This is a genomic window from Arthrobacter sp. 01T414, assembly GCF_056398965.1.
Genome location: NZ_JBFTQK010000003.1, coordinates 64,313 through 89,191, shown reverse-complemented (window position 1 = coordinate 89,191; position 24,879 = coordinate 64,313). Strand labels below are relative to the sequence as shown.

At 67.9% G+C, this 24,879-nt stretch carries 23 protein-coding genes and 2 tRNA genes; 16 read left to right on the top strand and 9 right to left on the bottom strand.

Annotated features, from left to right (window positions below):
* Together AC1DK9_RS08940 and AC1DK9_RS08935 are read left to right on the top strand one after the other, a co-directional pair.
* Complete coding sequence (locus AC1DK9_RS08940) at positions 1-525, top strand: RNA polymerase sigma factor (protein WP_476915689.1); 525 nt, start codon at positions 1-3, stop codon at positions 523-525.
* The gene (locus tag AC1DK9_RS08935) at positions 522-1,739 is read left to right on the top strand and encodes a LysM peptidoglycan-binding domain-containing protein (protein WP_476915688.1); all 1,218 of its coding nucleotides are present in this window, start codon (positions 522-524) and stop codon (positions 1,737-1,739) included. Before AC1DK9_RS08940 ends, AC1DK9_RS08935 begins: the two co-directional genes overlap by 4 nt.
* A 9-nt stretch (positions 1,740-1,748) precedes the next feature.
* On the opposite strand, the gene AC1DK9_RS08930 is transcribed toward AC1DK9_RS08935, so the two are convergent.
* The gene (locus AC1DK9_RS08930) at positions 1,749-2,654 is read right to left on the bottom strand and encodes a LysR family transcriptional regulator (RefSeq protein WP_476915687.1); all 906 of its coding nucleotides are present in this window, start codon (positions 2,652-2,654) and stop codon (positions 1,749-1,751) included.
* A 161-nt stretch (positions 2,655-2,815) separates the two neighbouring features.
* On the opposite strand from AC1DK9_RS08930, the gene mmsB reads away from it, so the two are divergent.
* Positions 2,816-3,718 carry a 3-hydroxyisobutyrate dehydrogenase gene (gene mmsB, locus AC1DK9_RS08925; protein ID WP_476915686.1) on the top strand — a complete coding sequence of 301 codons (903 nt, stop codon included), beginning with the start codon at positions 2,816-2,818 and terminating at the stop codon, positions 3,716-3,718.
* A gap of 30 nt (positions 3,719-3,748) precedes the next feature.
* Positions 3,749-5,233 (top strand): CoA-acylating methylmalonate-semialdehyde dehydrogenase, encoded by a 1,485-nt coding sequence (locus AC1DK9_RS08920; protein ID WP_476861685.1) that lies wholly within the window; start codon positions 3,749-3,751, stop codon positions 5,231-5,233.
* A 5-nt stretch (positions 5,234-5,238) separates the two neighbouring features.
* On the opposite strand, the gene AC1DK9_RS08915 is transcribed toward AC1DK9_RS08920, so the two are convergent.
* Positions 5,239-5,766, bottom strand: a complete 528-nt coding sequence (locus AC1DK9_RS08915; protein ID WP_476915685.1) for a hypothetical protein — start codon at positions 5,764-5,766, stop codon at positions 5,239-5,241.
* A 108-nt stretch (positions 5,767-5,874) separates the two neighbouring features.
* Positions 5,875-6,750 (bottom strand): SGNH/GDSL hydrolase family protein, encoded by an 876-nt coding sequence (locus tag AC1DK9_RS08910; protein WP_476915684.1) that lies wholly within the window; start codon positions 6,748-6,750, stop codon positions 5,875-5,877.
* Positions 6,751-6,820: 70 nt separating this feature from the next.
* Here AC1DK9_RS08910 and AC1DK9_RS08905 point away from each other — a divergent pair, with 70 nt between their 5' ends.
* Positions 6,821-7,483, top strand: a complete 663-nt coding sequence (locus AC1DK9_RS08905) for an alpha/beta hydrolase (protein WP_476861682.1) — start codon at positions 6,821-6,823, stop codon at positions 7,481-7,483.
* Positions 7,484-7,516: 33 nt separating this feature from the next.
* Here the strand turns inward: AC1DK9_RS08905 and AC1DK9_RS08900 are convergent, their stop codons facing one another.
* A complete protein-coding gene (locus AC1DK9_RS08900) occupies positions 7,517-7,753 on the bottom strand; it encodes an RNA-binding S4 domain-containing protein (RefSeq protein ID WP_476861681.1) in 237 nt (78 codons plus the stop codon).
* A gap of 33 nt (positions 7,754-7,786) precedes the next feature.
* Here AC1DK9_RS08900 and AC1DK9_RS08895 point away from each other — a divergent pair, with 33 nt between their 5' ends.
* The 3 genes from AC1DK9_RS08895 to AC1DK9_RS08885 all read left to right on the top strand — a co-directional run bounded on the left by AC1DK9_RS08895 (position 7,787) and on the right by AC1DK9_RS08885 (position 11,306).
* Positions 7,787-8,788, top strand: coding sequence for a DMT family transporter (locus AC1DK9_RS08895; protein WP_476915683.1), 1,002 nt, complete (start codon positions 7,787-7,789; stop codon positions 8,786-8,788).
* 122 nt (positions 8,789-8,910) lie between these two features.
* Positions 8,911-10,296: a glycine--tRNA ligase gene (locus AC1DK9_RS08890; RefSeq protein ID WP_476861679.1), complete on the top strand. Its 1,386-nt coding sequence runs from the start codon at positions 8,911-8,913 to the stop codon at positions 10,294-10,296.
* Positions 10,297-10,298: 2 nt separating this feature from the next.
* Complete coding sequence (locus tag AC1DK9_RS08885; RefSeq protein WP_476915682.1) at positions 10,299-11,306, top strand: GNAT family N-acetyltransferase; 1,008 nt, start codon at positions 10,299-10,301, stop codon at positions 11,304-11,306.
* 98 nt (positions 11,307-11,404) lie between these two features.
* On the opposite strand, the gene AC1DK9_RS08880 is transcribed toward AC1DK9_RS08885, so the two are convergent.
* The 3 genes from AC1DK9_RS08880 to AC1DK9_RS08870 are packed head-to-tail and all read right to left on the bottom strand — an operon-like array spanning position 11,405 to position 13,873.
* A complete protein-coding gene (locus AC1DK9_RS08880; RefSeq protein WP_476915681.1) occupies positions 11,405-12,262 on the bottom strand; it encodes a lysophospholipid acyltransferase family protein in 858 nt (285 codons plus the stop codon).
* 1 nt (position 12,263) lies between these two features.
* Positions 12,264-13,121, bottom strand: coding sequence for a DUF1295 domain-containing protein (locus AC1DK9_RS08875; RefSeq protein ID WP_476915680.1), 858 nt, complete (start codon positions 13,119-13,121; stop codon positions 12,264-12,266).
* A complete protein-coding gene (locus tag AC1DK9_RS08870; protein ID WP_476861675.1) occupies positions 13,121-13,873 on the bottom strand; it encodes an alpha/beta hydrolase in 753 nt (250 codons plus the stop codon). Before AC1DK9_RS08870 ends, AC1DK9_RS08875 begins: the two co-directional genes overlap by 1 nt.
* Positions 13,874-14,124: 251 nt before the next feature.
* Here AC1DK9_RS08870 and AC1DK9_RS08865 point away from each other — a divergent pair, with 251 nt between their 5' ends.
* The 7 genes from AC1DK9_RS08865 (at position 14,125) to AC1DK9_RS08835 (ending at position 21,933) form a co-directional block, all read left to right on the top strand.
* Positions 14,125-15,498: an FAD-binding oxidoreductase gene (locus AC1DK9_RS08865; protein ID WP_476915679.1), complete on the top strand. Its 1,374-nt coding sequence runs from the start codon at positions 14,125-14,127 to the stop codon at positions 15,496-15,498.
* A 61-nt stretch (positions 15,499-15,559) separates the two neighbouring features.
* Positions 15,560-16,990 (top strand): YibE/F family protein, encoded by a 1,431-nt coding sequence (locus AC1DK9_RS08860; protein WP_476915678.1) that lies wholly within the window; start codon positions 15,560-15,562, stop codon positions 16,988-16,990.
* Between the two features lie 90 nt (positions 16,991-17,080).
* Positions 17,081-18,259: a tRNA dihydrouridine synthase DusB gene (gene dusB, locus AC1DK9_RS08855; protein WP_476915677.1), complete on the top strand. Its 1,179-nt coding sequence runs from the start codon at positions 17,081-17,083 to the stop codon at positions 18,257-18,259.
* Complete coding sequence (locus tag AC1DK9_RS08850) at positions 18,252-19,541, top strand: deoxyguanosinetriphosphate triphosphohydrolase (protein ID WP_476861671.1); 1,290 nt, start codon at positions 18,252-18,254, stop codon at positions 19,539-19,541. Before dusB ends, AC1DK9_RS08850 begins: the two co-directional genes overlap by 8 nt.
* Positions 19,542-19,605: 64 nt before the next feature.
* On the top strand, positions 19,606-21,537 hold the full coding sequence (gene dnaG / locus AC1DK9_RS08845; RefSeq protein ID WP_476915676.1) for a DNA primase: 1,932 nt from the start codon (positions 19,606-19,608) through the stop codon (positions 21,535-21,537).
* A gap of 102 nt (positions 21,538-21,639) precedes the next feature.
* Positions 21,640-21,712 (top strand) — tRNA-Asn (locus tag AC1DK9_RS08840).
* Between the two features lie 148 nt (positions 21,713-21,860).
* Positions 21,861-21,933 (top strand) — tRNA-Asn (locus AC1DK9_RS08835).
* An 84-nt stretch (positions 21,934-22,017) separates the two neighbouring features.
* Here the strand turns inward: AC1DK9_RS08835 and AC1DK9_RS08830 are convergent.
* Complete coding sequence (locus AC1DK9_RS08830) at positions 22,018-22,425, bottom strand: hypothetical protein (protein ID WP_476861669.1); 408 nt, start codon at positions 22,423-22,425, stop codon at positions 22,018-22,020.
* A 134-nt stretch (positions 22,426-22,559) separates the two neighbouring features.
* Positions 22,560-23,783: a multidrug effflux MFS transporter gene (locus tag AC1DK9_RS08825; RefSeq protein ID WP_476915675.1), complete on the bottom strand. Its 1,224-nt coding sequence runs from the start codon at positions 23,781-23,783 to the stop codon at positions 22,560-22,562.
* A gap of 196 nt (positions 23,784-23,979) precedes the next feature.
* Between AC1DK9_RS08825 and AC1DK9_RS08820 the strand changes: the two genes are divergently transcribed.
* On the top strand, positions 23,980-24,879 hold the full coding sequence (locus AC1DK9_RS08820; protein WP_476915674.1) for a phage holin family protein: 900 nt from the start codon (positions 23,980-23,982) through the stop codon (positions 24,877-24,879).

The window sequence follows — 24,879 nt, the reverse complement described above, 5'->3', positions numbered from 1 at the left end:
ATGAGCTTGCAAACAATGGGGGAACGCGTGGATCTGGAGAGGGAAAGTCGGTTCCTGGCAGCTCACGAATCGACCCACGACCGCATCTACCGCTATTTCCGGCGCAGGACGGACGGCGCCGCCACCGCGGAGGACCTGTCCGCTGAGGTCTTCCGGATTGTTTGGGAGAAGTCTGATCACGGCGATGACCTCTCGACAGTCGTCCTTTTTGGCGTCGCGAAGAACGTGCTCCGAAACCATGACAGGTCCGTCTCCCGGTCTGCCGGGCTCATCGGCGCTTTGCGGTTGGAACGCCTCCATGAAACCCCTGCGGAGGGATTCGATGTCCGGGATGGCATCGACCGCTTGGCCCCGAAAGAGCGGGAAGTGCTACTGCTGACGTACTGGGACGGACTGACCGCCGTCGAAGTCTCCCAGCTCCTCAACACCTCGGCGACTGCCGTGCGAATGCGACTGCACAGGGCCCGCAAGGAACTAGGGCGGATACTCCAGGAACAGGCAGTGCCGGAAGGAGCAACAGAATGAGTCAGAAGCAAGCTGCCGCCGAGCTGCTATCAGCCGCCGATCCCGCACTCACGATCACCGAGGACGAGCTGATCCGCAGCCGCCAGCGTTCGCTGTCATTTGTGAACTCCGAGGTCACCCACATCGCCGTGGGCGGATCTGTCGAAGACTTCCACCACGATTTCCACCGCGCGCCGGCACAACGTCACTGGGGCCGCATCGCCGCCGCCGGACTTGCGGCCGCGGCGGTCGCCGCCTGCGTAATCGTTGCCTCAGGGACCTCGCCAGCGCCGGACAACACGGCGGCGGCTCCGACTATCGCAGGGGCCGGCCCGACGGCGACACCGGCCGGCTCCGGGAAGTCTTCCCTTGCGGGGCCTATTGTGACGGATTCGTTTGGGAACGTGGATTACTACACCACCGTCTCCGGTGAAACGTCTGCAGCAGTGGCTGAATCCTTCGGCATCTCCGAGGCGAAACTCGCCGAATTCAATGGCCTCGAGCCCGGGGCGCCGCTGGCAGCAGGGACGAAGCTTCGCCTGATCCCGGCTCCGGGTCCGATCATGGGGGCGAAGGGGACGGCCACCGTCGACGGAAACGGCATCCCCACGAGCTACACCATCGAACCCGACGACACCTTGGACGGCATCGCCTACCGGTTCGGCATCACGGGGGAGCAGTTGGCCGAAGCGAACAAGGTCCCGTACGTGTACGAGAAGGGCAACGTCTACTTTGTCCGTGCCGGGAGGCATATCCAGCTGCAGAAGAATCCCGTCGACAGCCGATCCGGTGGAGGAACCAGCGTCACCAACTCATTCGGGCAGGCTATCTTCTACACCACCGTCGACGGCGACTCGTTCGACAGCCTCGGCTACAAATTCCGCTGCACCACCAACCAGTTGCTGCAGTACAACCCGTCCCTGGCCGCGGACCAGGCCATCCCCACGGGGACCAGAGTGAGACTCATCCCCGGCGAACTCAAGATCGACGGCGCCCAGGGCACCTTCACTGCCGACGCCGACGGCGTCCCCCAGACCTACACCACCGCTCCCGGGGACACCGAACGACAGATCTCCTTCCGGTTCGGACTGTCGGAGCAGGCGAATCTGGAGTGGGCGAACCGGCCGCTCACCGGCACCGACCGCGTCTGGTACACCTTCACCGACTTGCCTTCGGGGGAGCTGGCCCCGGGCCAGACGATCAGCCTCAACCTGACCAAGCCCCTCCACAAATGACCGCACCGCTTACCCGCTGAGCACGTCCTGGCGTTCGGCGATCTCGGCCCTGACCGCGGCCAGCACGGCCTGTACCGGCGCCGAGCGCAGCGATTCCGCCCTGGCCACAGCCCAGATCGGCAGTTGCCGCTGGAAGTCGCCCGGCAGCACCGGGACGAACCCTGGTTTGCCGACGACTAGGAAGTTCGGCAGCAGCCCGATCCCGGCAGCGCGGCGGACCGCCTCCAGCTGGGCGAAGATGCTGGTGGCCTGGAAGCTTGAGCGCGGCATTGGCAGCTGGGTGGAGCGGTGACCGAGCTCGGCCACCTGAAGCGCCGACTCGACGTAGGAGACGAAGCCGTGCTGCCGGACGTCGTCGAGCGTCACCGGCAGCCCGTGCTCGAGCTCGTACTGCGGGCTGGCGTAGAGCCGCAGGAAGTAGTTGGACAGGAAAATGGTCTGCGCGTTGCTGACGTCCAGGTTCCCCACCACCACCTCCAGGTCCACTCCTGAACGGTTCTGGCTGACCTTCCGGGTGGCGCTGAGCATTTCCACGTTCAGCAGGGGGTGCTCGCGCTGCAGCCGTACCAGGGCCGGCGCGACGAATTCCGCCCCGAAGCCATCCGGCGTGCTGATCCGGACCATCCCGGAGAGCACGTCCTCGGTCCGGGCAATCCGGCCCGACAGAGCGGCCAAAGTGCCCTCGATGGTTTCCGCCGCCGCCACCGCCTGGGAGCCCAGCTCGGTAAGTTCCCAGCCATGCGGGCTGCGCTCGAGCGTCCGGCCTCCCAGTTGCTTGTCCAGGGCGAGGATCCGGCGTGAGATGGTGGTGTGCGTGGTGCCGAGGGTCTCGGCGACGGCGTTGAACCGGCCCAGCCGGGCCACCGTCAGCAGGATCAGCAGATCGTCAGGACTGGGGAGCCGCTTCAGGTCCATCCTTGGTCTTACCCTTCCGAACAAATCTGGCCATCAATGTGCATCGTTGCACATGGCATCTTCACTTTTTCCCCTTGATTGCACTGTAACAGGGTGTGATGGTGGACACGGAACAACCGGCCATCGGGCCGGACACAATGCAAAGCAAAGGAGCTTATGCCATGGCAGTTGTCGCCTGGATCGGACTGGGAAACATGGGCGGGTTCATGTCGGTGAACCTGGCCAAGGCCGGAAACGAGGTCCGCGGATTCGACCTCAACCCCGAGGCCGTCGCCGCCGCGGAAGCCGGGGGAGTCAAGCCTGCCGGCAGCATCGCCGAGGCCGTGGCGGGCGCCGACGTCGTCTTCACAATGCTCCCCAAGGGCGAGCACGCCCGCGCCGTCTACCTTGGCGAGGACGGCGTCCTGGCCCACGCCGACACCAGGACCCTGCTGGTGGACTCGTCCACCATCGACATCGCCTCGGCCCAGGCCCTGCACGACGCCGCCGCGGAAGCGGGATTCCGCTTCGTTGACGCCCCGGTCTCCGGCGGCATGAGCGGCGCGAAGGCCGCCACGCTGACGTTCATGATTGGCGGCGAGGCCGACGCCGTCGCAGACGCCACCGAATACATCCGTCCGATGGCCGGAAACATCATCCCCACCGGTGGCGCCACCACCGGGCAGGCCGCCAAGATCTGCAACAACCTGATGCTCTTCATCAACCTCGCCTCCACGGCCGAGGGCGCCGTCCTCGCCGACCGCCTGGGCCTGGACAAGCAGGTCTTCTGGGACATCGCCTCCGTCTCCTCCGGCGACAGCTGGGCGCTGCGCACCTGGTACCCGGTGGCCGGCGTCGTGCCCACCGCGGCGTCAAACAACGACTTCGCGCCGACGTTCACCGCCGAGCTCGCCAACAAGGACATCGGACTGGCCATTAGCGCTGCAAAGGACACCGGCACGCCGCTGGAGATCGGCGAGCACGTCCAGACGCTTTTCCAGCGGCTCATCGACGGCGGCCAGTCCGGCACCGACTGCTCCGCGATCGTCAAGCTGGTCGACGGCTCCTTCGAGTCTGCCAAGTAGCCTCCACACCTTGTAGAAAGAGACCCACCCATGGAACGCATTCCGCACTTCATCAACGGCGCCCTCGTCTCCGACGCCGAGCGCTACGGCCCCGTCTTCAACCCCGCCACCGGTGAGCAGGAGAAGGAGGTGGCCCTCGCCTCCGCCGCCCGCGTCGAGGAAGCCATCGCCGCCGCGCGCGCCGCACTGCCGGGCTGGCGGGCCACCAGCCTGGCCAAGCGCACCAGCATCTTCTTCAAGGTCCGCGAACTGCTCATGCAGCGCCGGCCCGAACTGGCGGCCCTGCTGACCAGCGAACACGGCAAGGTCCTCTCCGACGCCGAGGGCGAAATCACCCGCGGCCTGGAGAACATCGAGTTCGCCACCGGGCTGTCCCACGCGCTCAAGGGCGAACGCTCCGAGCAGGTCTCCGGCGGCGTCGACGTGCACTCCGTCCGCCAGCCGGTGGGCGTCGTCGCCTGCATCACGCCGTTCAACTTCCCGGCCATGGTGCCGCTCTGGATGATCGGCAGCGCCCTGGCCTGCGGCAACACAGTGCTGCTCAAGCCGAGCGAGAAGGACCCGTCCTCGGCCATCTTCATCGCCCAGGTCTTCGCCGAGGCAGGCCTGCCCGCCGGCGTGCTCAACGTGGTACACGGGGACAAGGAAGCCGTCGACGTGCTGCTCGAGCACCCGGACGTGAAGGCCGTCAGCTTCGTGGGCTCGACCCCGATCGCCCAGTCGATCTACAAGCGCGCCGCCGATCACGGCAAGCGCGTCCAGGCCCTGGGCGGGGCCAAGAACCACATGGTGGTGCTGCCGGATGCTGACCTGGACATGGCTGCCGACGCCGCCGTCTCCGCCGCTTACGGCTCCGCAGGGGAGCGCTGCATGGCGGTGAGCGTGCTCGTCGCCGTCGGAAACATCGCGGATGATCTTGTGGACGCCATCAAGACCCGGATGGCCACGCTGAAGATCGGCCCCGGCACGGATCCGGCCTCCCAGATGGGTCCGCTGATCACGGCCGAGCACCGTGACAAGGTGGCTTCTTACGTGGCCGGCGCGGCGGACGAGGGCGCCTCCGTGGTGGTGGACGGCCGGGAGCAGGAGTTCGACTCCAACGGCTTCTTCATCGGCGTCAGCCTGATCGACCACGTCAAGCCGGGCATGAAGGTCTACGACGACGAGATTTTCGGCCCTGTGCTCTCGGTGGTCCGCGTCGAGACGTACGCCGACGCCGTGAAGCTCGTCAACGACAACGAGTTCGGCAACGGCGTGGCCATCTTCACCCGCGACGGCGGCGCCGCCCGGCAGTTCGAGTTCGACGTCGAGGCCGGCATGGTGGGCGTCAACGTCCCGATCCCGGTACCGGTAGGGACGTTCTCCTTCGGCGGCTGGAAGAACTCGCTCTTCGGCGACACCCACATGTACGGCCCGGAGAGCATCCGCTTCTACACCCGCGGCAAGGTGGTCACCACTCGCTGGCCGGATCCGTCCACCTCGGTGATCGACCTCGGTTTCCCGCAGGTCGACTAGCCTGGCTAGCCGTTCATGATCTCCGCGCGCTGGGCCATGTAGTCCTCCATCGCGAGCTCGCCGTTGCTGTACCTCTGGTCCAGCTCGGCGAGCTTGCGGGCGCGGTAGCCCTGCGGGCCAGACGGCGCCGGCGGAACGTCCGGGGAGAACGGCTCTGGGGAGGGTGCCGGAACAGGTGCAGGTGCCGGCGGCTGCCATTGTTGCGGCGGCGCAGCCTGCGGCGGGTTGTTCAGGTACTCGGGGCTGTCCTCATACGGGACCGGGTACTGCTGGTTCATCGGCGGCTGGTTGGCCGGGGGCTGCGGGGCGCCCAGCTGGCCGAACCCGCCGAAGTAGTCCCGCTGGGTGAACCCGTCCCGAGGCTGGTTGCTCTGCTGGCCAGGGAACTGACCGGGGAATCCACCAGGGTATTGACCGGGGAATCCGCCGGGCATGCCCGGATCCTGGTTCCGTCCGCGGACGGACTTCCGGTACAGGCGCAGTGCCGCCGGAACCACGAGGGACAGAAGGATGATCCAAAAGAAAATGCTCACGGTACCGGGCCTCTCAAAGGGTGTCGTTCCAGCTTAACGCGCAGGGCCCGTCCCGGGTGCCGGGCAGTGCGCCGGGCAGTGCGCCGCTGCCGGGCCGCCCGGTTCCGCTTAGGACCTCAACGCGTCCTCGGATCCGGGCGGTCCCTCGCCCGAACCGAGAGGGACCCCGGGGCCGAACACCGGCCCGGCCAGCGGCCGCTTAGCCGTAATGCCATCGCCGGAGGAACGGTGCCGGAGCCGGCGTACCACCCACGGAACGAAGTGCTCGCGGGCCCAGATGAGGTCCCCGGTGCGTGCCTCGCGCCAGCTGCGCGGCGGCAGCGGCTTGGGGGAGAGCGGTTCCAGGGTGTGCTGGACGTTGAGCGAGTCCAGCACCATGGCCGCGATGGTGTGGTGGCCCAGCGGGGAGAAGTGCAGCCGGTCCGCGTCCCACATCTGGGGGTCGTTGAGCTGCCGCAACGACCACATGTCAGCGATGACGGCATCGTGCCGGGCTGCCACGGTGCGCAGGTTCTCGTTATAGATCGCCACCTTGCTGCGGATCCGGCCCAGCACCGACGAGCCGGTGTCCGGGCCGTTGAACAGGACCACCGTTGCCCCGCCCAGGCTTAGGATCTGGACCACGGAGTCGAGCCGTTCGGCCAGGGCATCCGGGTCCCCGCCGGGCCGGATCAGGTCGTTGCCGCCTGCGGACAGGGTCACCAGGTCCGGCTTGAGCGACAGGCAATGGGCGAGCTGCTGGTCCACGATCTGCTGCAGCAGCCGGCCCCGCACGGCGAGGTTGGCATAGGCAAAATCCTCGTGGCCGCGGCTCAATTCCTCGGCCACCCGGTCCGCCCAGCCGCGGTGCCCGCCCGGACTCGCCGGCTCCGGATCGCCGATGCCTTCGGTGAAAGAGTCGCCCATGGCCACATAGCGGGTCCACGGGTGGTTGACGGTCCGGTCCGGGAAATTGTCCAGCGATTCAGTTTCGGTCACCTTCATATCCTGCACTCTTTTCCCAAAGCGGCGCCACCGTATCTGGTGACCCTCAGCTAACTGTAAGAATGGAGCCATGACTGAAGCCGCCCGTTTCCCCGCTGCCTTCCCCGCTCCCGTCGTCCTCTGGTCCCGGCCAGAAGAGGACCGTGCCGGCAGGCCCCTGCTGGTGCTGCTGCACGGCTACGGCGCCAACGAGCAGGATCTGTTCAGCCTGGCGGAGATGTTGCCGGCGGAGTTTGTGGTGGCCTCGCTGCGGGCCCCGCTCGTCTCCGGCCCCGGCTTCACCTGGTTCCCGCTTACGGCGTCGATCGAGTATTCGCTCGACGCCGTAAAGCACGCCGCTGCCTACGTAGAGGACTGGATCGACTCGGTCAGGGCGGACCACCCCTCGGTGACCCTGCTCGGCTTCTCGATGGGCATGGCCATGGCCACGACCCTGCTGCGGCAGCGCCCGGACGGCTATGCCGCCGTCGTCGGACTCTCCGGCTTTGCCGTCGACGCCGGCGCGGATCCCAGCTTCCACGACGGCGAACTGGACGGAACCGTGCCGATGTTCTGGGGACGCGACCAGCAGGACCCCGTGATCACGCCGGACAAGATCGAGTTCACCATGGGCTGGGTACGCAAGCACGTGAAGCTCACCAAGGTCCTGTACACCGGCATGTGGCACGGCATCAACCAGCAGGAGATCGGCCACGTCGGCGAGTTCCTCACCCACGAGGTGCTCAACAAGTAACCCCGGCGGGGGGTCGGGCGCAGCTAGGCGCTGCTAGGCTCCACTGAGCGTGGCGATCCGCACCGTCTGGCCGTTCACGGTGACCGTGTCGCCGTGGTGCAGCTGGCGTCCGCGGCGGTCATCGATCTCGCCGTTGACTTTCACCAGACCGTTCTTGATCAGCTCGGCAGCCTCCACCCCGTCCTCGACCAGGTTGGCCAGCTTCAGCAGCTGGCCCAGCCGGATCATCTCGTCGCGGATGGGAATGTCTTCAATCTCCGGGTTGCTCATACAAGCAATAATGCCTGACCAAAGGTAGCACCAATGACCCACGCTCCGCGGCTTCCCCTGCCTGTCGGACTTCTCCTTGCCGTTTTGGCCGGACTTTTCGTCCCCGTCCAGGGCCGGATCAACGGCGCCCTGGGATCCGTCCTGGCTGACGGCCTCGCCGCCGCGGTGGTCAGCTTCAGCGTCGGCCTGGCGCTGATGATCGTCGTCTCCCTCGTCCTTCCGAAAGGGCGCGCCGGGCTGGCTCAAGTCCTGCCAGCGCTGCGTGAACGCCGGTTCCCGCGCTATTACGTGCTCGCCGGGGGCATCGGCGCATTCTTCGTCTTCGCCCAGTCCTTCACGGTCGGGCTGCTCGGCGTCGCCCTGTTCACCGTCGCCGCCGTCACCGGCCAGACCCTCAGCGGATTGCTGGTGGACCGGATGGGGATCGGACCGGCGGGGAAGAAATCCATCACCGGCATCCGGGTGCTCGGCAGCGTGCTGACCGTCGCCGCGGTGGCCTGGGCCGTCTCGCCGCGCTTCGACGGCAGTGCGGCGGCCGGCCCGTCCGAGGCCACTGGGGCCGAGTCCAGCCCGCTGCAGCTGCTGGTTCCAGTGATGCTGCCGGTGCTCGCCGGTTTCCTGATGAGTTTTCAGCAGGCGATGAACGGCACCGCCACCGTGCACTACCGCACGCCCATCACCGCCACCCTGGTGAACTTCATCGCCGGCAGCGTGGTTCTCTGGGCCGCCTGGCTGGTCAAACTCGCCGTCGCCGGCCCGGGCCACGCCCTCCCCGCCGAGTGGTGGTACTACCTCGGCGGCCCGATGGGCTGCATCTTCATCGGCGTCGCCGCCTTCCTGGTCCGCGGCCTGGGCGTGCTGGTCACCGGGCTCGGCATGATCGCCGGGCAGCTGCTCGGTTCGCTCGGCCTGGACCTGGCCCTGCCGGTGCCCGGCACCGTCGTCGCGCTGCCCACCGTGCTCGGCACCCTGTTGACGCTGGCCGCCATCGTCCTGGCCAGCCTGCCCTGGTCCCGTGGAGCCCTCAAGAGGTAGCAGCGCGGGTAGGCTAGGAGTTTGCATCACACCGTTCGCAAGACCCCGCCCGGCAACCAGCCGGTGACCCGGGGCTGACAGCACGGACCGCACCCAGCGGCCCTGTAGAAATTGGAGTTCCCATGGCAGCAAAATCCGTACTCGACCAGATCATTTCCCTCGCCAAGCGACGGGGTTTCGTCTTCCAGGCCGGTGAAATCTACGGTGGCTCCCGTTCTGCCTGGGACTACGGTCCCCTCGGTGCCGAGCTGAAGGAAAACATCAAGCGCCAGTGGTGGCAGTCCGTGGTCCGCGGCCGCGAGGACGTCGTCGGCCTGGACTCCTCGGTGATCCTGCCCCGCCAGGTCTGGGAAGCGTCCGGCCACGTCGCGGTCTTCTCCGATCCGCTGGTGGAGTGCCTCTCCTGCCACAAGCGCTACCGCGCCGACCACCTCGAGGAAGAGTACGAGGAGAAGAAGGGCCGTCCCGCCGAGAACGGCCTCAAGGACATCGCCTGCGCCAACTGCGGCACCCGCGGCGAATGGACCGAGCCCCAGGAATTCTCCGGCCTGCTCAAGACCTACCTGGGCCCGGTGGCCAGCGAAGAGGGCCTTCACTACCTTCGTCCCGAAACCGCCCAGGGCATCTTCGTGAACTTCAACAACGTGCTCACCACCTCGCGGAGGAAGCCGCCGTTCGGCATCGGCCAGATCGGCAAGTCCTTCCGCAACGAGATCACGCCGGGCAACTTCATCTTCCGCACCCGTGAGTTCGAGCAGATGGAAATGGAATTCTTCGTCGAACCGGGCACCGACGAGCAGTGGCACCAGTACTGGATGAAGGAACGCATGGCCTGGTACACCGGCCTGGGCATCCGCGAGGAGAACCTCCGCTTCTTCGAGCACCCGCTGGAGAAGCTCAGCCACTACTCCAAGGGCACCACGGACATCGAATACCGCTTCGGTTTCCACGGTTCCGAATGGGGCGAGCTCGAGGGCATCGCCAACCGCACCGACTTCGACCTCTCCACGCACTCGAAGGCTTCCGGCCAGGACCTGAGCTACTTCAACCAGGCCACGAACGAGCGCTACACCCCGTACGTGATCGAGCCCGCGGCCGGCCTCACCCGTTCCTTCATGGCCTTCATGATCGACGCCTACACCGAGGACGAGGCACCGAACGCCAAGGGCGGCGTCGACGTCCGCACCGTGCTCAAGCTCGATCCGCGCCTGGCTCCGGTCAAGGCGGCGGTTCTCCCGCTGAGCCGCAACGAGGACCTGTCCCCGAAGGCCAAGGACCTCGCCGCGCAGTTGCGTAAGAACTGGAACATCGAGTTCGACGACGCCGGCGCGATCGGCCGCCGCTACCGCCGGCAGGACGAGATCGGCACCCCGTTCTGCATCACGGTGGACTTCGACACGCTCGAGGACCAGGCCGTCACCATCCGCGAACGCGACACCATGAGCCAGGAGCGCGTCTCCTTGGACAAGGTGGAGGGCTACCTGGCCGCACGGCTGATCGGCGCCTGAGCATGGCGATTGAATACCGTGAATGGCGCGAGGGCGATGACCTCGCGCTGCTGGAAATGTGGGGCGGTCCGGAGACGGACCAGGCCCGGCAGTTCCGCGGCGCCCTGGCGCCCTCGGGCAACAGCCCGTGGCGCCGCTGCATCGTGGCCGAGGACGTCGTCGACGGTGTCGCCATCCCCGTTGCGGCCGGCGTGGTCCATGAGGCCTCGCTGCACCCGGAACGCCTCTGGGTGTATATCGAGGTAGCCCGCGACCACCGCCGGACCGGCGTCGGCTCGACGCTGCTGGCCATGCTCCGGCACGAGGCCGAGCATTCGCCGTCGGGCGTCTCCCGGCTCCGGACCAAGGTGGAGCCGGGCACGCCCGGCGCGGCCTTCGCCGAGGCGGCCGGCCTGGCCCCGATCCAGCGGTCCCGCCTGGTGGTCGTGGAGCCCGGCTCCCTGAAGCTGCCGGTGTTCGGCGACGGCTCGGAGTCTGCAGCCTCGGAGCAGGTGGAGGACCTGGCCACCGGATCGGTGGAGCTCAGCGACGTTGTTGGCCGTTATTACACGGCCGTGCACCACTGGGACAGCCCCGGCGAACTCGGCATCGCCACCGTGCAGCGGCTTTTCCTGGACGATCTCAGCGGTGCCCACGGCGCGATCGTGCTGCGCGCACCCAAGGCCAGTGCCTTCGGCGCGGGCGTGCCGGCCAGCAAGAAGGGCCGGATCCAGGCGTTCGCGGTCAGTTACGCGCAGGGCGGCCCGGACCTGGGCGGCCCTGAGGAGGGCCACGCCGCGAAGTCCGGCGAACCGTCCGACGTGTTCCTGGGCCATGACCCGGAGCTGTCCGACGACGACGCCCGTGCAGTGGTCCGCGACCTGCTGGCGCTGATCGCGTACCAGTACCCGGTGCTGCTGGAACTGGACGACGCGATGACGGCGCTGCGCGCCGTCGTCGAGCCGCTGCTGGAGAACGGCAAGGCCCGCCAGACCGGCGCCGAGACGCTGATTGTCTCCGACCCCGCCTAGCGTCACAACGCAAAAAACTGACCCGCAGCGGTTGTCGCCTCAAACGACAACTACTGCGGGTCAGTTCGGTTAACGCTGTGGACAGGGGAGCGTTCGGCCTAGCGGCGCCGGCTGCGCGCGCGCCGCGGTCCTTCCGCCTCCTCCAGCCGCTGCCGCTCCGCCTCGGTGGGGGCCCCGCCGCCGAGCGCGGCCGGCATCCACCAGGCCCCTGGCTCGGGCCTGAGCGGGAAGTCGGCGATGCCGGCGTCGATTCCGCGCTGCAGGGCCTGGCGCAGCGCCTCGGTTGCCGCCGGGACGTCCAGGCCCGGTGCCGGGGTGATGGGCTCGCCGAYGTGGACGCGCACGGGGGCCCGCCAGGCGCGGAGCGGGGAGAAGCCATGGTGCCGGGTCATGATCCGGTGCGCGCCCCAGACCGAGACGGGGATGATGGGTACGCCGGCCTCGGCGGCCATCCGCACGGCGCCGGTCTTGCACTCACGCACCTCGAAGCTGCGGCTTACCCCGGCCTCGGGCAGGATCGCGATGTATTCGCCCTCGCGGAGCTTCTGCACGGCGGCGTCGTAGGCGTGCGCCCCGGTGTCGTAGCCGACGACGACGTGCCCGGCGGCGCTGACGGCCGGTCCGGCGAACCAGTGGTCCGCCGCGCCCTGGGTGATCAGGAATCGCATCTGGGCTTTGTTGTGCCGCCACAGCAACAACTCGGCGAAGGCGAAATCCAGGTAGCCGAAGTGGGTAATCGCGACGACGGCGCCGGTCCCCGGGACGGCGCGGCGTGAGGAGCCAAGCTGCTGGTTCTCCGGCTGCTGGTTCTCCGGCTGCGCCGGGGGGAGGTTTTCCCGGCCCGTGACGACGACCCGGATCTGGAACAGCCACCGAAGTACCTGCCCGGTCCGGACAATCACCCGGTAGAAGCGGTCGTTGGGCTGGGGTCGCCAGACCCGGCCGCCTGCCGCCATGTCAGCGGCCGCCGGTGTTCTGCGGACGCGGGCCCGACTGCGCGTCCAAGCCCTGCGGGTCCTGGCGCCGCGGCGGCCAAGGCAGGAAGCCGGAGGTCGATTCGACGTATTCCTTGTAGCCGGGCCGGTCGGACATGGCCTTCTCCGTCAGCGGCTTCCCGGTCTTGCCGGCCAGTGTCCAGATCATCAGGGCGGGGGAGAGGATGGTCAACACGCCGGGCCAGGAGTCCGCGGCGACCAGGAACAGACCGGCCCAGACGGCGGCGTCGCCGAAGTAGTTCGGATGCCGGGTGTACCGCCAGAGGCCGGTGTCCAGTACGGTGCCGCGCTTGGCCGGATCGGCTTTGAACCGCGCCAACTGCCAGTCGCCGACCGTCTCGAAGACGAAGCCGACAATCCACACGAGGACGCCCAGCCACGCCAGCCAGCCCAGGGAGCCGGTGCCGAACATGCCGACCTGGATGGTGAGTGAGACAAAGAACATCACCAGGCCCTGCGGCAGGTACACGCGGCGCAGGGCGTAGGTGTTGCGGGAACCCGGGGCGGAAGAGAGCATGTCCACGTAGCGTGGATCTTCATGGCCGCCACGGGCCCGGTGCCCGATGTGGACGGCCAGCCGGATGCCCCAGATGGCAACGAGGGCCAGCAGCAACAGGCGGCGGCCGCCGTCGCCGTGGCCCGCGGACAGGGTCCAGGAGACCGCGGCCGCCACCACGAAGCCCAGGCCCCAGACGGTGTCGATCACCGAGTGGCGGTTCTGGCGCACGGCCACGGCGAACGTCACGGCCAGCAAAGCCACCAGGGCCAGCGCCACCCACGGCAGGCTGGCCAGGAAGTCACCGAACGGGAAGGCCGGCATCAAAGCACCACCGGAAGGCTGGCGGCGGCGGGGAGAACCTGGCGCAGCGCGTCCGTGCCGCGGAGTTCGGCGCCGGCGCTGCTGCCGAAGGCCTCAAGAACGAAGCCGTTGGCGAGCGAGTTCCAGAGCCGGACCCGGCGGAACATGAAGTGGCCGGCGCCCTTGAGCGATACGTAGTCGATCGACTCCGCCACACCCTCGGCGCGCCGGGCGTAGGCCAGCGAATTCTTGGGACTCGTCCAGCGGTCCTCGTTTCCGTGCACAATCAGGACCCGGCGTCCGGCGACTGGTTCCACCGGGGTGGATGCATCAAGCCACGGGGCCAGCGCGACGACCGCTTGCACCTGGGGGTCGTCCGCAACACAGAGCGCGGTGAGGCCGCCCATCGAGTGGCCCAGCAGGTAGACCGGCACGCCGGGATGTTCCAGACTGATCTGGGCGAGGGCCCAGCGGGCGTCCTGCACCGGGGACATGTTGGGCCCGTTCCAACCCCGGTACCGGTTCCGGAGCGTCCAGACGGCCAGCCCGTGCGGGCCGCCCTCGTTTCGGAGCGCCTGGGCGAAGGGCAGCATCCTGGCCGGGCTGAGGTGCCGGGCCCGGACGGCCTCGAAGCTGTCCGCGCGGCCGCCGTGCAGCACCAGGGCGACGCCGCTGGTCTCACCGGCGGCGTCCGCGATGCTCAGTTCGGCCCGGGCCGCCGGGCCCGCTCCGGCCCTCTGGTGCTCCCGGTCGTCTGTCTTGCGTCTGGCCACGTCTGTGTCCTCCACCTCGTTTTGGTACCTGCAATTACCAACAATAAGTTGCGCTGCGGCGTTCCCGGCCGCGATTCCGTCGGCTGGTTGCCCGTGGGAAATTCGGAGCGGTGACCGGGAAGGATGGGAGCCCTTGACTCCCTTCGGGCCAAGGAGTAGGCCTGTGCTCGTAAACCTCCGGACGCCATGCCGGCTGGGAGCACAGATCACCGTCCGGGTCGGAAATCACGACGAAATCGACGGTACAGAAAATGAACGAAACTGACTTCGAAGGCCTGCGCGGCCAGGTCCGCGGGCAAGTCATCACGCCCGGCGACGCGGACTATGACGAGGCGCGGACTGTGCACAACGGCATGATAGACAAGCGCCCCGCTGCGGTGCTCCGGGTGTCCCAGGTGGCGGACGTGATTGCGGGCGTCAACTTCGCCCGGGACAACGGCCTCGCCGTGGCCGTCCGCGGCGGTGGCCACAGCGGCCCGGGATTCGGCACGGCGGACGACGCGCTGGTGATCGACTTCGCCCGCACCCGCGGTGTCCGGGTCGATCCGGCCGGCAAGACGGCCAGGACGGAGGCGGGCGCCACGTGGGCCGACTTCAACCACGCCACCCATGCCTTCGGACTGGCGACCACCGGCGGCGTCGTCGGATCCACCGGGGTGTCCGGGCTGACCCTCGGCGGGGGCATCGGCTATCTTGACCGCAAATACGGGCTGAGCTGCGACAACCTCCTCTCCGCCGACGTCGTCACCGCGGAAGGCAAGTTCCTGACGGCCAGTGACAGCGAGAATGAGGACCTCTTCTGGGCGCTGCGCGGCGGCGGCGGGAACTTCGGCGTCGTCACCTCGCTGGAGTTCCGCCTGCATCCCGTGGACATGGTCCACGCGGGCATCATCATCTACCCCGCGGAGCACGCCGAAACGGTGGCGAAGTTCTACCGCGAGCACATGGCGTCCGCGCCGGAAGAGTTCGGCGCCTTCCTCGCCTTCCACCAGGGCCCGCCCGTCCCGTTCCTTCCGGAAGAATGGCACGGGAAGCCGGTCTGCATCGTCGTCGGCATGTGGACCGGGGACCCGGCCGAAGGGGCCGCCCGCTGGCAGCCCTTCCTCGGCGCCGCGCCGGTGGCAGGATCCATGGTGGGCCCCATGCCATACCCGGCGTTGAACTCGGCCTTCGACGGGATGTATCCCAAGGGCCTCCTGGCGTACTGGAAAGCGGCCTTCCTGACCGAACTCAACGACGGCGCCATCGACGCCCACCTTGACTACGGCCGCCGGGTTCCCAGCGTGCAGACAGCCGTGCACATCTACCCGATCGACGGCGCCGTGCACCGGGTGGGGGTCACGGACACGGCATTTCCCAACCGCAACGCCAAGTTCTCCCCGGTCATAGCGTGCCACTGGGAGGATCCGGCGGACAGCGAGGCGAACATCGCCTGGGTGCGGGACTACGCGGCGGCGCTGCAGCCCTTCTCCGAGACCGCCGGCTACATCAATTTCATGGACGGCGACGACATGAACCGCGTCGCGGACAACTACGGACCCAACTACGCCCGTCTGAAGGAAATCAAGGCCAAGTACGATCCGCAGAATCTCTTCCATGTAAACCAGAACATCGTGCCGGCCTAGCTGTATACCTAGCCGGGCGGTGCCGACGCCGTAGAGTTTTCGGCATGAGGTTGAACTGCTAGTGGGCGCCGGACATTCACACACCCGAGGGCATTTCGACCCGACACCCCGCGCGCTCGCCGCACGGAAGAAGGCCAACTGGATCCTGGCCGCCGTCCTGGTGCCGCTGACGCTGCTGACCATCGTGGCCATGGTGCTAATGTGGCCCTCGGGCAGCAAGGAGGGACTCAAGCTGTCCAGCCCCTACGCGGCCGCGCCCGGTGTCAGCTTCGACACCGGAAAGATCCAGCGCGTCGTCGTCGCCGGCTGCATGGATGCCGCCGCCCAGCCGGGGGCCCCGGCCGCAGCCGGGCCCGGCGCAGGCTCGCAGTGCACCTTCGCTTACACGGAACCGGACAAGGGCGGCAACCCGGTCAAAGTGGTGATCAACCCCGACGTCGCCAAGTCGCACGGCGTCAAGGCCGGCGACGACATCCGCTACCTGAACCTTTCGAAAGCCCAAGGCGCCGGCGCCCAGGGCACGCCCGCGTACGTGTTCGTCGACTTCGTCCGGACCCTTCCCATCATCCTGCTCGCCGTCCTCTACGCCGTCGTCGTGATCGCGGTGGCGCGCTGGCGCGGCCTGCGTGCCCTCATCGGCCTAGTCGGGGCCTACGCCGTGCTCGTCACGTTCATGCTGCCCGGCCTGGTCGAAGGCAAGCCGCCGCTGTTGCTGGCGCTGGTCGGATCCACGGTGATCATGATCGGCGTGCTGTACTTTGCCCACGGCTTCACCGCCCGGACCTCGACGGCGTTGCTGGGCACGATGTTCGGCCTGGGCATCACGGCAGCCCTCGCGGCCTGGGCCACGGACGCGGCGAACCTGGCCGGCGTCGGCAACCACGACGCCGCCACGCTGGCCAACGTCTCGGACCACATCTCGATCTCGGGGATCATCCTCTGCGGGCTCATCATTTCCGGGCTCGGCGTGCTCAACGATGTCACGATCACCCAGTCCTCCGCGGTGTGGGAACTGTGGGAGCTCGCGCCCGGGACATCGGCGCGGAAACTGTTCGCCTCGGCCATGCGGATCGGCCGGGACCACATCGCCTCCACGGTGTACACCATCGCCTTCGCCTACGCCGGCGCGGCCCTGCCGATCCTGATCATCGTGATGCTCTACGAGCGGCCGCTGGGCGACGCCCTGACCAGCGCCGAACTTTCCGAGGAAGTCATCCGCACCCTCGTCGGTTCCATCGGGCTGGTCCTGGCCATCCCGGTGACCACGCTGATCGCGGTGCTCGTCGTCAAAGCCACCGGGCTCAAGGGCGGCAACGCGGTGGAGGGCGGCACCGGCGGCAGGCCCGCCGGTGCCGGCGCTGCTGGCACCCCGTCCCGGCACGGTTTCGACGACAGCTCCGCGGGCGGTTCCGACGATGGGGAATCGGATGCCGGCGCCGACGGCTCGACACTGCCGAGCCGCCGCGGCCGGCGGGCCGCCGTGCGCGGCTGACAACGGCGGAGACCGGCGTCGGGCTGGCCGCGATATCCACATAGCCGTGCCGGATCCTGCCGATTTGCCCGGCTTTGAGACAATGGACGGGTGACTGTTGTAGCAACCCCTCCCGCCCCCAAGCTGGAACTGCCGCCCCTGAAGCTGGGCCCCCTCACGGTGGACACCCCCGTGATCCTGGCCCCGATGGCCGGCATCACCAACTCCGCCTTCCGCAGGCTCTGCCGTGAATACGGCGGCGGCCTGTACGTGGCGGAGATGGTCACCTCCCGCGCCCTCGTGGAGCGCACGCCCGAATCCCTGCGCATCATTTCGCACGACGAAGACGAGAAAGTCCGCTCCGTCCAGCTCTACGGCGTGGACCCGGTGACCGTGGGCCAAGCTGTGCGGATGCTGGTCGAGGAGGACCGTGCGGACCACATCGACCTCAACTTCGGCTGCCCCGTGCCCAAAGTAACCCGGCGCGGCGGCGGCTCGGCGCTGCCCTGGAAAACGGACCTCTTCACCTCGATCGTCCAGACCGCGGTCAAGGAAGCGTCCAAAGGCAACATCCCGCTGACCATCAAGATGCGCAAAGGCATCGACGAGGACCACCTCACCTACCTCGACGCCGGCCGCATTGCCCGCGACTCGGGCGTCGCCGCCGTCGCCCTGCACGGGCGCACCGCCGCGCAGTTCTACTCCGGCAAGGCCGACTGGTCCGCCATCGCCCGGCTCCGCGAAGCGCTCCCGGACATCCCCGTCCTCGGCAACGGCGACATCTGGTCCGCCGAAGACGCCGTACGGATGGTCCGCGAAACCGGCGTGGACGGGGTCGTGGTGGGCCGCGGCTGCCAGGGCCGGCCGTGGCTGTTCGGGGACCTCATGGCTGCCTTCGAGGGCAGCGACGTCCGGCACACCCCGGCCCTGCGCCAGGTGGCCGAAAGCATCTACCGCCACGCCGAACTGATGGTCGAGACGTTCGGTGACGAGGGCAAGGCCCTGCGCGAGATCCGCAAGCACATGGCCTGGTACCTCAAGGGCTACGTGGTGGGCAGCGACCTGCGGCACCGGCTGGCGCTCGTGACCAGCCTGGAAGTCCTTCGGGCCACGCTCGACGAACTCGACCTCGACTCGCCCTATCCGGGGGCCGACGCCGAAGGCCCGCGCGGCCGCGCCGGATCACCCAAGAAGCCTGCCCTGCCCAAGGACTGGCTGCTCAACCGCAGCCTCGATGCCGAGCAGTCCCAGGACATCTCCTTCGCCGAGCTGGACGTATCCGGTGGCTGAAACCAGGACAACGGCGCCGGTTCTCGACGGCTACGTGGACCGTGACTGCGCCCGCTGGGTCGAGGAGCCGCCCAAGAGCACCTACCGGTCCGACTTTGAACGCGACCGCGCCCGTGTGCTGCACTCCTCGGCGCTGCGCCGGCTCGGGGCCAAAACCCAGGTGGTCGCCCCGGACACGGACGACTTTGTCCGCACCCGGCTGACCCACAGCCTCGAGGTGGCACAGGTTGGCCGTGAACTCGGCCGCGCCCTGGGCTGTGACCCCGACGTCGTGGACACCGCCTGCCTCAGCCACGACCTCGGCCACCCGCCGTTCGGCCACAACGGTGAATCGGCGCTCAACGAGGTGGCACACGCGATCGGCGGCTTCGAAGGCAACGCCCAGACCCTGCGCCTGCTGACCCGGCTGGAACCCAAGGTGCTGGCACCGGACGGCCGCCCCGCCGGGCTTAACCTGACCCGCGCCAGCCTCGACGCCGCCGCGAAATACCCGTGGTCGGCAGAGAACGCCCCCGTCATCCACGGCCAGCGGACCAGCAAATTCGGCGCCTACGAGGACGACCTGCCGATCTTCGACTGGATCCGCGAGGGCGCGCCCGAGCGCCGCTCCTGCCTCGAGGCCCAGGTCATGGACCTCGCGGACGACATCTCCTACTCGGTGCACGACGTCGAGGACGCGATCGTTGCCGGGCACTTCCAGCTGCGCTGGATGGACAACCCCGACCACCGTGCCAGGGTGGTGGGCTACGCCAAGCAGTGGTACCTGCCGCACAACGATCCGTCCGCCATCGACGCGGCCTTGGCCCGGCTGGAGGCCACCAGTGTCTGGGTCCGCGAGGCCGACGGCAGCCGGAAATCGATGGCGGCCCTCAAAGACATGACCAGCCAGCTGATCGGCCGGTTCTGCCAGAGCGCGCTCGAGACCACCCGCGCCGTCTACGGTCCGGAGAACCTCACCCGCTACAACGCCGAGCTCATCGTCCCGGACGAAACCGTGATGGAGATCGCCGTGATGAAGGGCCTGGCCACCACCTTCGTGATGACCACCGAACACCGCCAGCCCATCTACGAGCGCCAGCGCGAGGTCCTGCACGCGCTCGTGACCGCGCTCAGCGCCAGCGGCGACCGCCACTTGGAGCCGATGTTCGCCGCCGACTGGCGCGCCGCGGAGGACGACGGCGCCCGGCTGCGCGTAGTCATCGACCAGGTGGCGTCGCTGACCGACGGCTCGGCGCTGGCAATGTACGAACGACTCGTCGGAAGCCTGCCGTCGCTGTGGTGACGGTGCGGGTGGCGGGCGCCATAGGCAGCCGTCCGGCGTCGCACCCTGGGACTAGGATGGCATCGTGGCCGGCCTGATCAAACGTGAAGATATCGACGAGGTGCGCCAGCGCACCGACATCAAGGAAGTCGTCGACGGCTATGTGACCCTCAAGGGCGCCGGCCTGGGGTCCTACAAGGGCCTGTGCCCCTTCCATGACGAGCGCTCGCCCTCGTTCACCGTGCGCCCCCAGGTGGGCCGCTACCACTGCTTCGGCTGCGGCGAGGACGGCGACGTCATTTCGTTCGTGCAGAAACTGGACCACACCACCTTCCACGAAGCAGTGGAGAAGCTCGCAGCCCGGATCGGTTACGAACTGCGCTACGAGGACGGCGGTTCGGGCCCGAACCGGGAGGAAATCGGCCGCCGCCAGCGGCTGCTCGACGCGCACAAGATCGCCGACGAATTCTTCCGCGCCCAGTTGCTGACTCCTGGGGCCACCGAAGGCCGGAACTTCCTCTACGGCCGCGGCTTTGACCGTGCCGCCTCGGAACAGTTCGGCGTCGGCTACGCGCCGCAGGGCTGGGACTCGCTGCTCAAACACCTCCGCGGCCGCGGCTACACCGACGCGGAACTCAAACTGACCGGCATGTTTTCGGAAGGTGGCCGGGGGATCTACGACCGTTTCCGCGGCCGGCTGATCTGGCCCATCCGCGACATTGCCGGCGACACCATCGGCTTCGGCGCACGCAAGCTCTACGAGGACGACCAGGGTCCCAAGTACCTCAACACCCCCGAGACCGCGCTCTACAAGAAGTCGCAGGTCCTGTATGGGATCGACCTCGCCAAGCGGAACATCGCCAAGGACCGCCAACTGGTGGTGGTGGAGGGCTACACCGACGTGATGGCCTGCCACCTCGCCGGGATCACGACGGCGGTGGCCACCTGCGGCACCGCGTTCGGCACCGAGCACATCAAGATTGCCCGCCGGCTGCTCTCCGACGACGGCAGCGGGGGAGAGGTCATCTTCACCTTCGACGGCGACGCCGCGGGCCAGAAGGCGGCATTGCGCGCCTTCGAGGAGGACCAGCGCTTCGTGGCACAGACCTACGTGGCCGTAGAGCCCGGCGGATCCGACCCCTGTGAGCTGCGCCAGGCCAAGGGTGACTCGGCCGTCCGTGACCTGATTGGCACCCGCCGGCCGCTGTTTGAATTCGCGATCCGTGCCACCCTGCGGCGGCACAACCTGGACACGGTCGAGGGGCGGATCGCGGCACTGCGCGAATCGGCTCCCGTGGTCGCCCAGATCCGTGATGCCGGCATCCGGCCCGCCTATGCCCGCGAACTAGCCGGCTGGCTGGGAATGCCGGTCGAAGAGGTCAGCCGGGCGGTTGGTGCCGCGGCCAAACGCAACGCCCAGGGGACGTCCGGAGGAGCCGGGCAGGGATACGGGCAAAACCAGGCGCGCCCCGCCGGAACGGCCCCCGGCGCCGCCCCCGGAGTGGCGCCGCTGCCGCCGTCGGCCACGCTGCCTGCCTTCAACCGGCCGGACCCGCGCGATCCCGTGGCCGCGATGGAACGCCAGGCGCTCGAGGTGGTGCTCCAGCATCCTTCGACCCTCGAAGGGGCGACGTGGCAGCGTTTCTCCGAGGCGCGGTTCTCCACGCCTGCCTACCTGGCGATCCACGAAGCGATCCGTGCCTCCGGCCCGGGCTCCATCGGAGATCCTGCGCGGTGGGTCGAGCAGCTGCTGCAGGAGGTTCCGGAGCCGCTTCGGCCGCTTGTGTCCGAGCTCGCCGTCGTGCCGCTGCCCGCAAGCACCGCCGAGGCTGTTCAACGCTACTGCCGGGACATCCTGGCGCGGCTGTTCGAGCTGCAGATCACCAGGGTCAAGGCCGACAAGATGGGGCAGTTGCAGCGCCTCGACGCCGCGGCGGACCCGGAAGCATTCCAGCGACTGAACCGGGAACTCATGGAACTGGAGATGCAGCGGCGCTCGCTCCGCATGGACTCCTGATCCTCCGCGTGTGATTGGGCCGAGGCTGAGCCCTGCTGTGCTCACTCCGGGGCTCAATTTCGCTTCCCGGCACGGTGTTTGCTAGGCTTATATCCGCTTCATTCCTCCTTAGCTCAATTGGCAGAGCATTCGACTGTTAATCGAAGGGTTGCTGGTTCAAGTCCAGCAGGAGGAGCGCACAGTCCCCGTTCCGGGCCACCGGAACGGGGACTTTTTGTATACCCGGAGGGGGTATGTGACCGGAACGGAGCGGGCGCCGTCCGTGTCCGCCGCCGCCGATTTCCCTCGCGGTAAAACCTTTGCTAATGTCGTACCTGCTTCATTCCTCCTTAGCTCAATTGGCAGAGCATTCGACTGTTAATCGAAGGGTTGCTGGTTCAAGTCCAGCAGGAGGAGCGGACAGGTCCCGCGGCCGGTGAAAAACCGGCCGCGGGACCTTTTTTCTTGCCCCAGTCACGCACGCCGGTTACGGACGAGACTTCAGACGAAGAACATTTCGACCTGCAGGAAGCGCTCCGCCTCGGCCACGGCGGCCTGGAAGGCTTCCTCTGCGGTGGGGGACTGCCGCGGCTCCCGCGGATGCCACTCGTGCGCGGAGGAATGTACCCGGGTGAAGCCTCCGCGCGGCGGCGCGTAGAAGATGCCGAAGCGCTGCACCGGCCATTCCGGCGATGTCTCGAGGGCTACCAGCAGGGCTGAGTCGTAAGCGGGGTTGTACCACTGCGCGATCGGCCGTCGCCGGTCCTCGGTGAACAGCCCGGCCGCGTAAAGGGCAGCGGACTGGGGGCTCGTTTGCGAGCACAGCCGCTCCCACCACAGAGGCAGAATACCGTCGTCGCAGCGCTGCCACGTGGCCGGTAGGGGAGGAGGATCCTGCCAGTCAGGCACACCACAACTTTATCGCCAGCTGCAGGCCGCGAACAGGGCAGCATGGCACCCCCGCACCCTCTGTCGTGCCCCGTCCGCTGGACATGCTCACAGCTGCCACGCAGCACCGGACATGCCCGTCGTGTACGCCCGGGCTAGTGGATCGAGGGCACGGTCCGCGGCCGGACTACGAGCCACAGGGACGCAGCCGCCAGCAGGATGCAGCCAGCCTGGACCGCTCCCATTGGCGTCGCCGAGCCGAGGCCCAGCCAGCCGACCACGGGGGAAATGATGCCGGCCATCAGGAAGGTCGCTGCACCAAGCAGGGAGGCCGCAGTCCCGGCCTGTGCACCGTGCTTGGCCAGGGCCAGCACCTGGACACAGGGGAAGGTGAAGCCCGCGCCCAGGATGTAGAGCCAGAGCGGCACCATCACACCCCACAGGCCGAAGCCCAGCTGGTCGAAGAGCACAATCAGCAGGGCCATCAGGAACATCCACGCCGTCGAGCAGGCCAGGATCCACTGCGGCGGGACGCGCTTGATGAGCCGGGAGCTGGTCTGGACCCCGGCGACGATCCCCAGCGAGTTGATGCCGAACAGCAGGCCGTACTGCTGCGGTGAGAAGCCGTACACGCCTTGGAACAGGAACGGGGAAGCCGACAGGTACGTGAACAGGCCGCCGAAGTTCATGCCGCCCAGCATCAGCATGCCCACGAAGATGCGGTCGGCGAAGAGGACCCGGTAGCGCTGGCGCATGGTCAGGCCGCTTGTCCCGCGCAGCTCCCTGGGCAACGTCTCGCGCACCACAAAGAGGGCCGCGATGATGACGCAACTGCCGTAGCTGGCGAGGAAGAAAAAGATGCCGGGCCACGGCATGAGCAGCAGCAGCTGGGATCCGATGACGGGTGCCAGGATGGGGGCCAGGCCGTTGACGAGTGCCATCCTGGAGAACATCCGGACCATCGCGTAGCCGCTGAAAAGGTCCCGCACCATTGCCATCGCCACCACGCCGCCGCCGGCGGCGCCGATCCCCATGAGCACCCGGAACAGGCCCAGCGTGCCGATGTCGGTAGACAGGGCGGCCCCGAGCGAGGCTCCGATGTGAACCCCGGTGGCCAGGATCAGCGGAAGCCGCCGGCCGAACTTGTCGCTCAGCGGCCCCACTACAAGCTGGCCCAGGGCAAAGCCGACGGTCGTGCCGGTCAGGGTCAGCTGCACAGCCGCCTCGGTGACACCAAAACTCGCCTCCAGAGCCGGGAACGCCGGAAGGTATAGGTCCACCGTGAACGGCCCAAGGGCCGTCAAAGCGCCGAGCATCAGGATGTAGAGGAGCTTGCGACGGCGGCTCAGGGAATCCCCGGGATTGCTGGGTGTATGCACAGAGGACAATCCTAGGGCCAGCACGGGACAGCCCGCCGCACGCCGGCGCCGCCCGCCACGCCCGTGCCCACGAGCGCAGGCGGGACGCCGCCGGGACCCTGAATGGTAGTTTTGACACCTGGGAGTGCGTGAAGCCGCGCAGACCCGGCAATCCAGCGGAAGCGGAATCACAGATGGCACCAGTTAGGCGGAACCGATGAGCGGACGGCACACCGGCAGGACAAACGGGGGGCTACGCCTTTCGGCGCTGCCCAAAACCCTGAAACTGATCTTCAAGCTGGCACCCCGGCAGCTCAACGACGAAATCGCCTTCGCCAAGGCCGAACTCAAGCGCAAGGGCATCCAGCTCGGCGTCGCGGCCGCCTTCTTCGGCGTCGCCCTCGTCTTTGTCGCCTTCCTCGTGATCGGGCTCATCGTGGCGGCCATCATGGGCCTCGCCACCATCATGCCGGCGTGGCTCGCCGCCCTGTTGGTCTGCGCCGCCTTCCTGGTGATTGCCCTGATCGTTGGCCTGATCGGCTACGGCCGGTTCAAGAAGGCCATGCCGCTGCTCCCCGAGGAGACCATCCGCGGCCTGAAGTACGACCTTGGCATCGCGAAGGAAGGCTCAGCGTTCGACGCCGCCGTCCTGGACCCCAACTCCCCGCAGGCCAAGGCGGCGAAAGCAGCCAAGGAAGAAGCCGCCGCGAAGGCCAAAGCGGAGAAGGAAGCCAAGAAGGCAGCCGAACAGCCCGATCTGGGCCCTGCCCCGACCGAGGGTGAGCTTCGGCGCCGCCTGGACCAGCGCCGGCAGCACCTCACCGGCGTGCGCGACGAACTCGGGCAGGAACTCGACGTCAAGACCCAGGCCCAGGCCCTCCTCGCCGCCACCCAGCAGAAGCTGGAAGAAGGCAAGGAACTCGTGGATGACAAGATCGCCGGGTTCCGCAGCCAGGCCAAGGCTTCCGGCGAAAGTGCCTCCGCGTCCGCCGGGGCTAACGAATCCGGCATGTCCGGAGCCGCCGCCGAGCTCGGCAAACGCTGGAAGCCGCTGGCAGCCCTCGCCGCCTCGACGACGGCCCTCGTGATCCTGCTGCGCCGACTGCTCAAAGGCTAG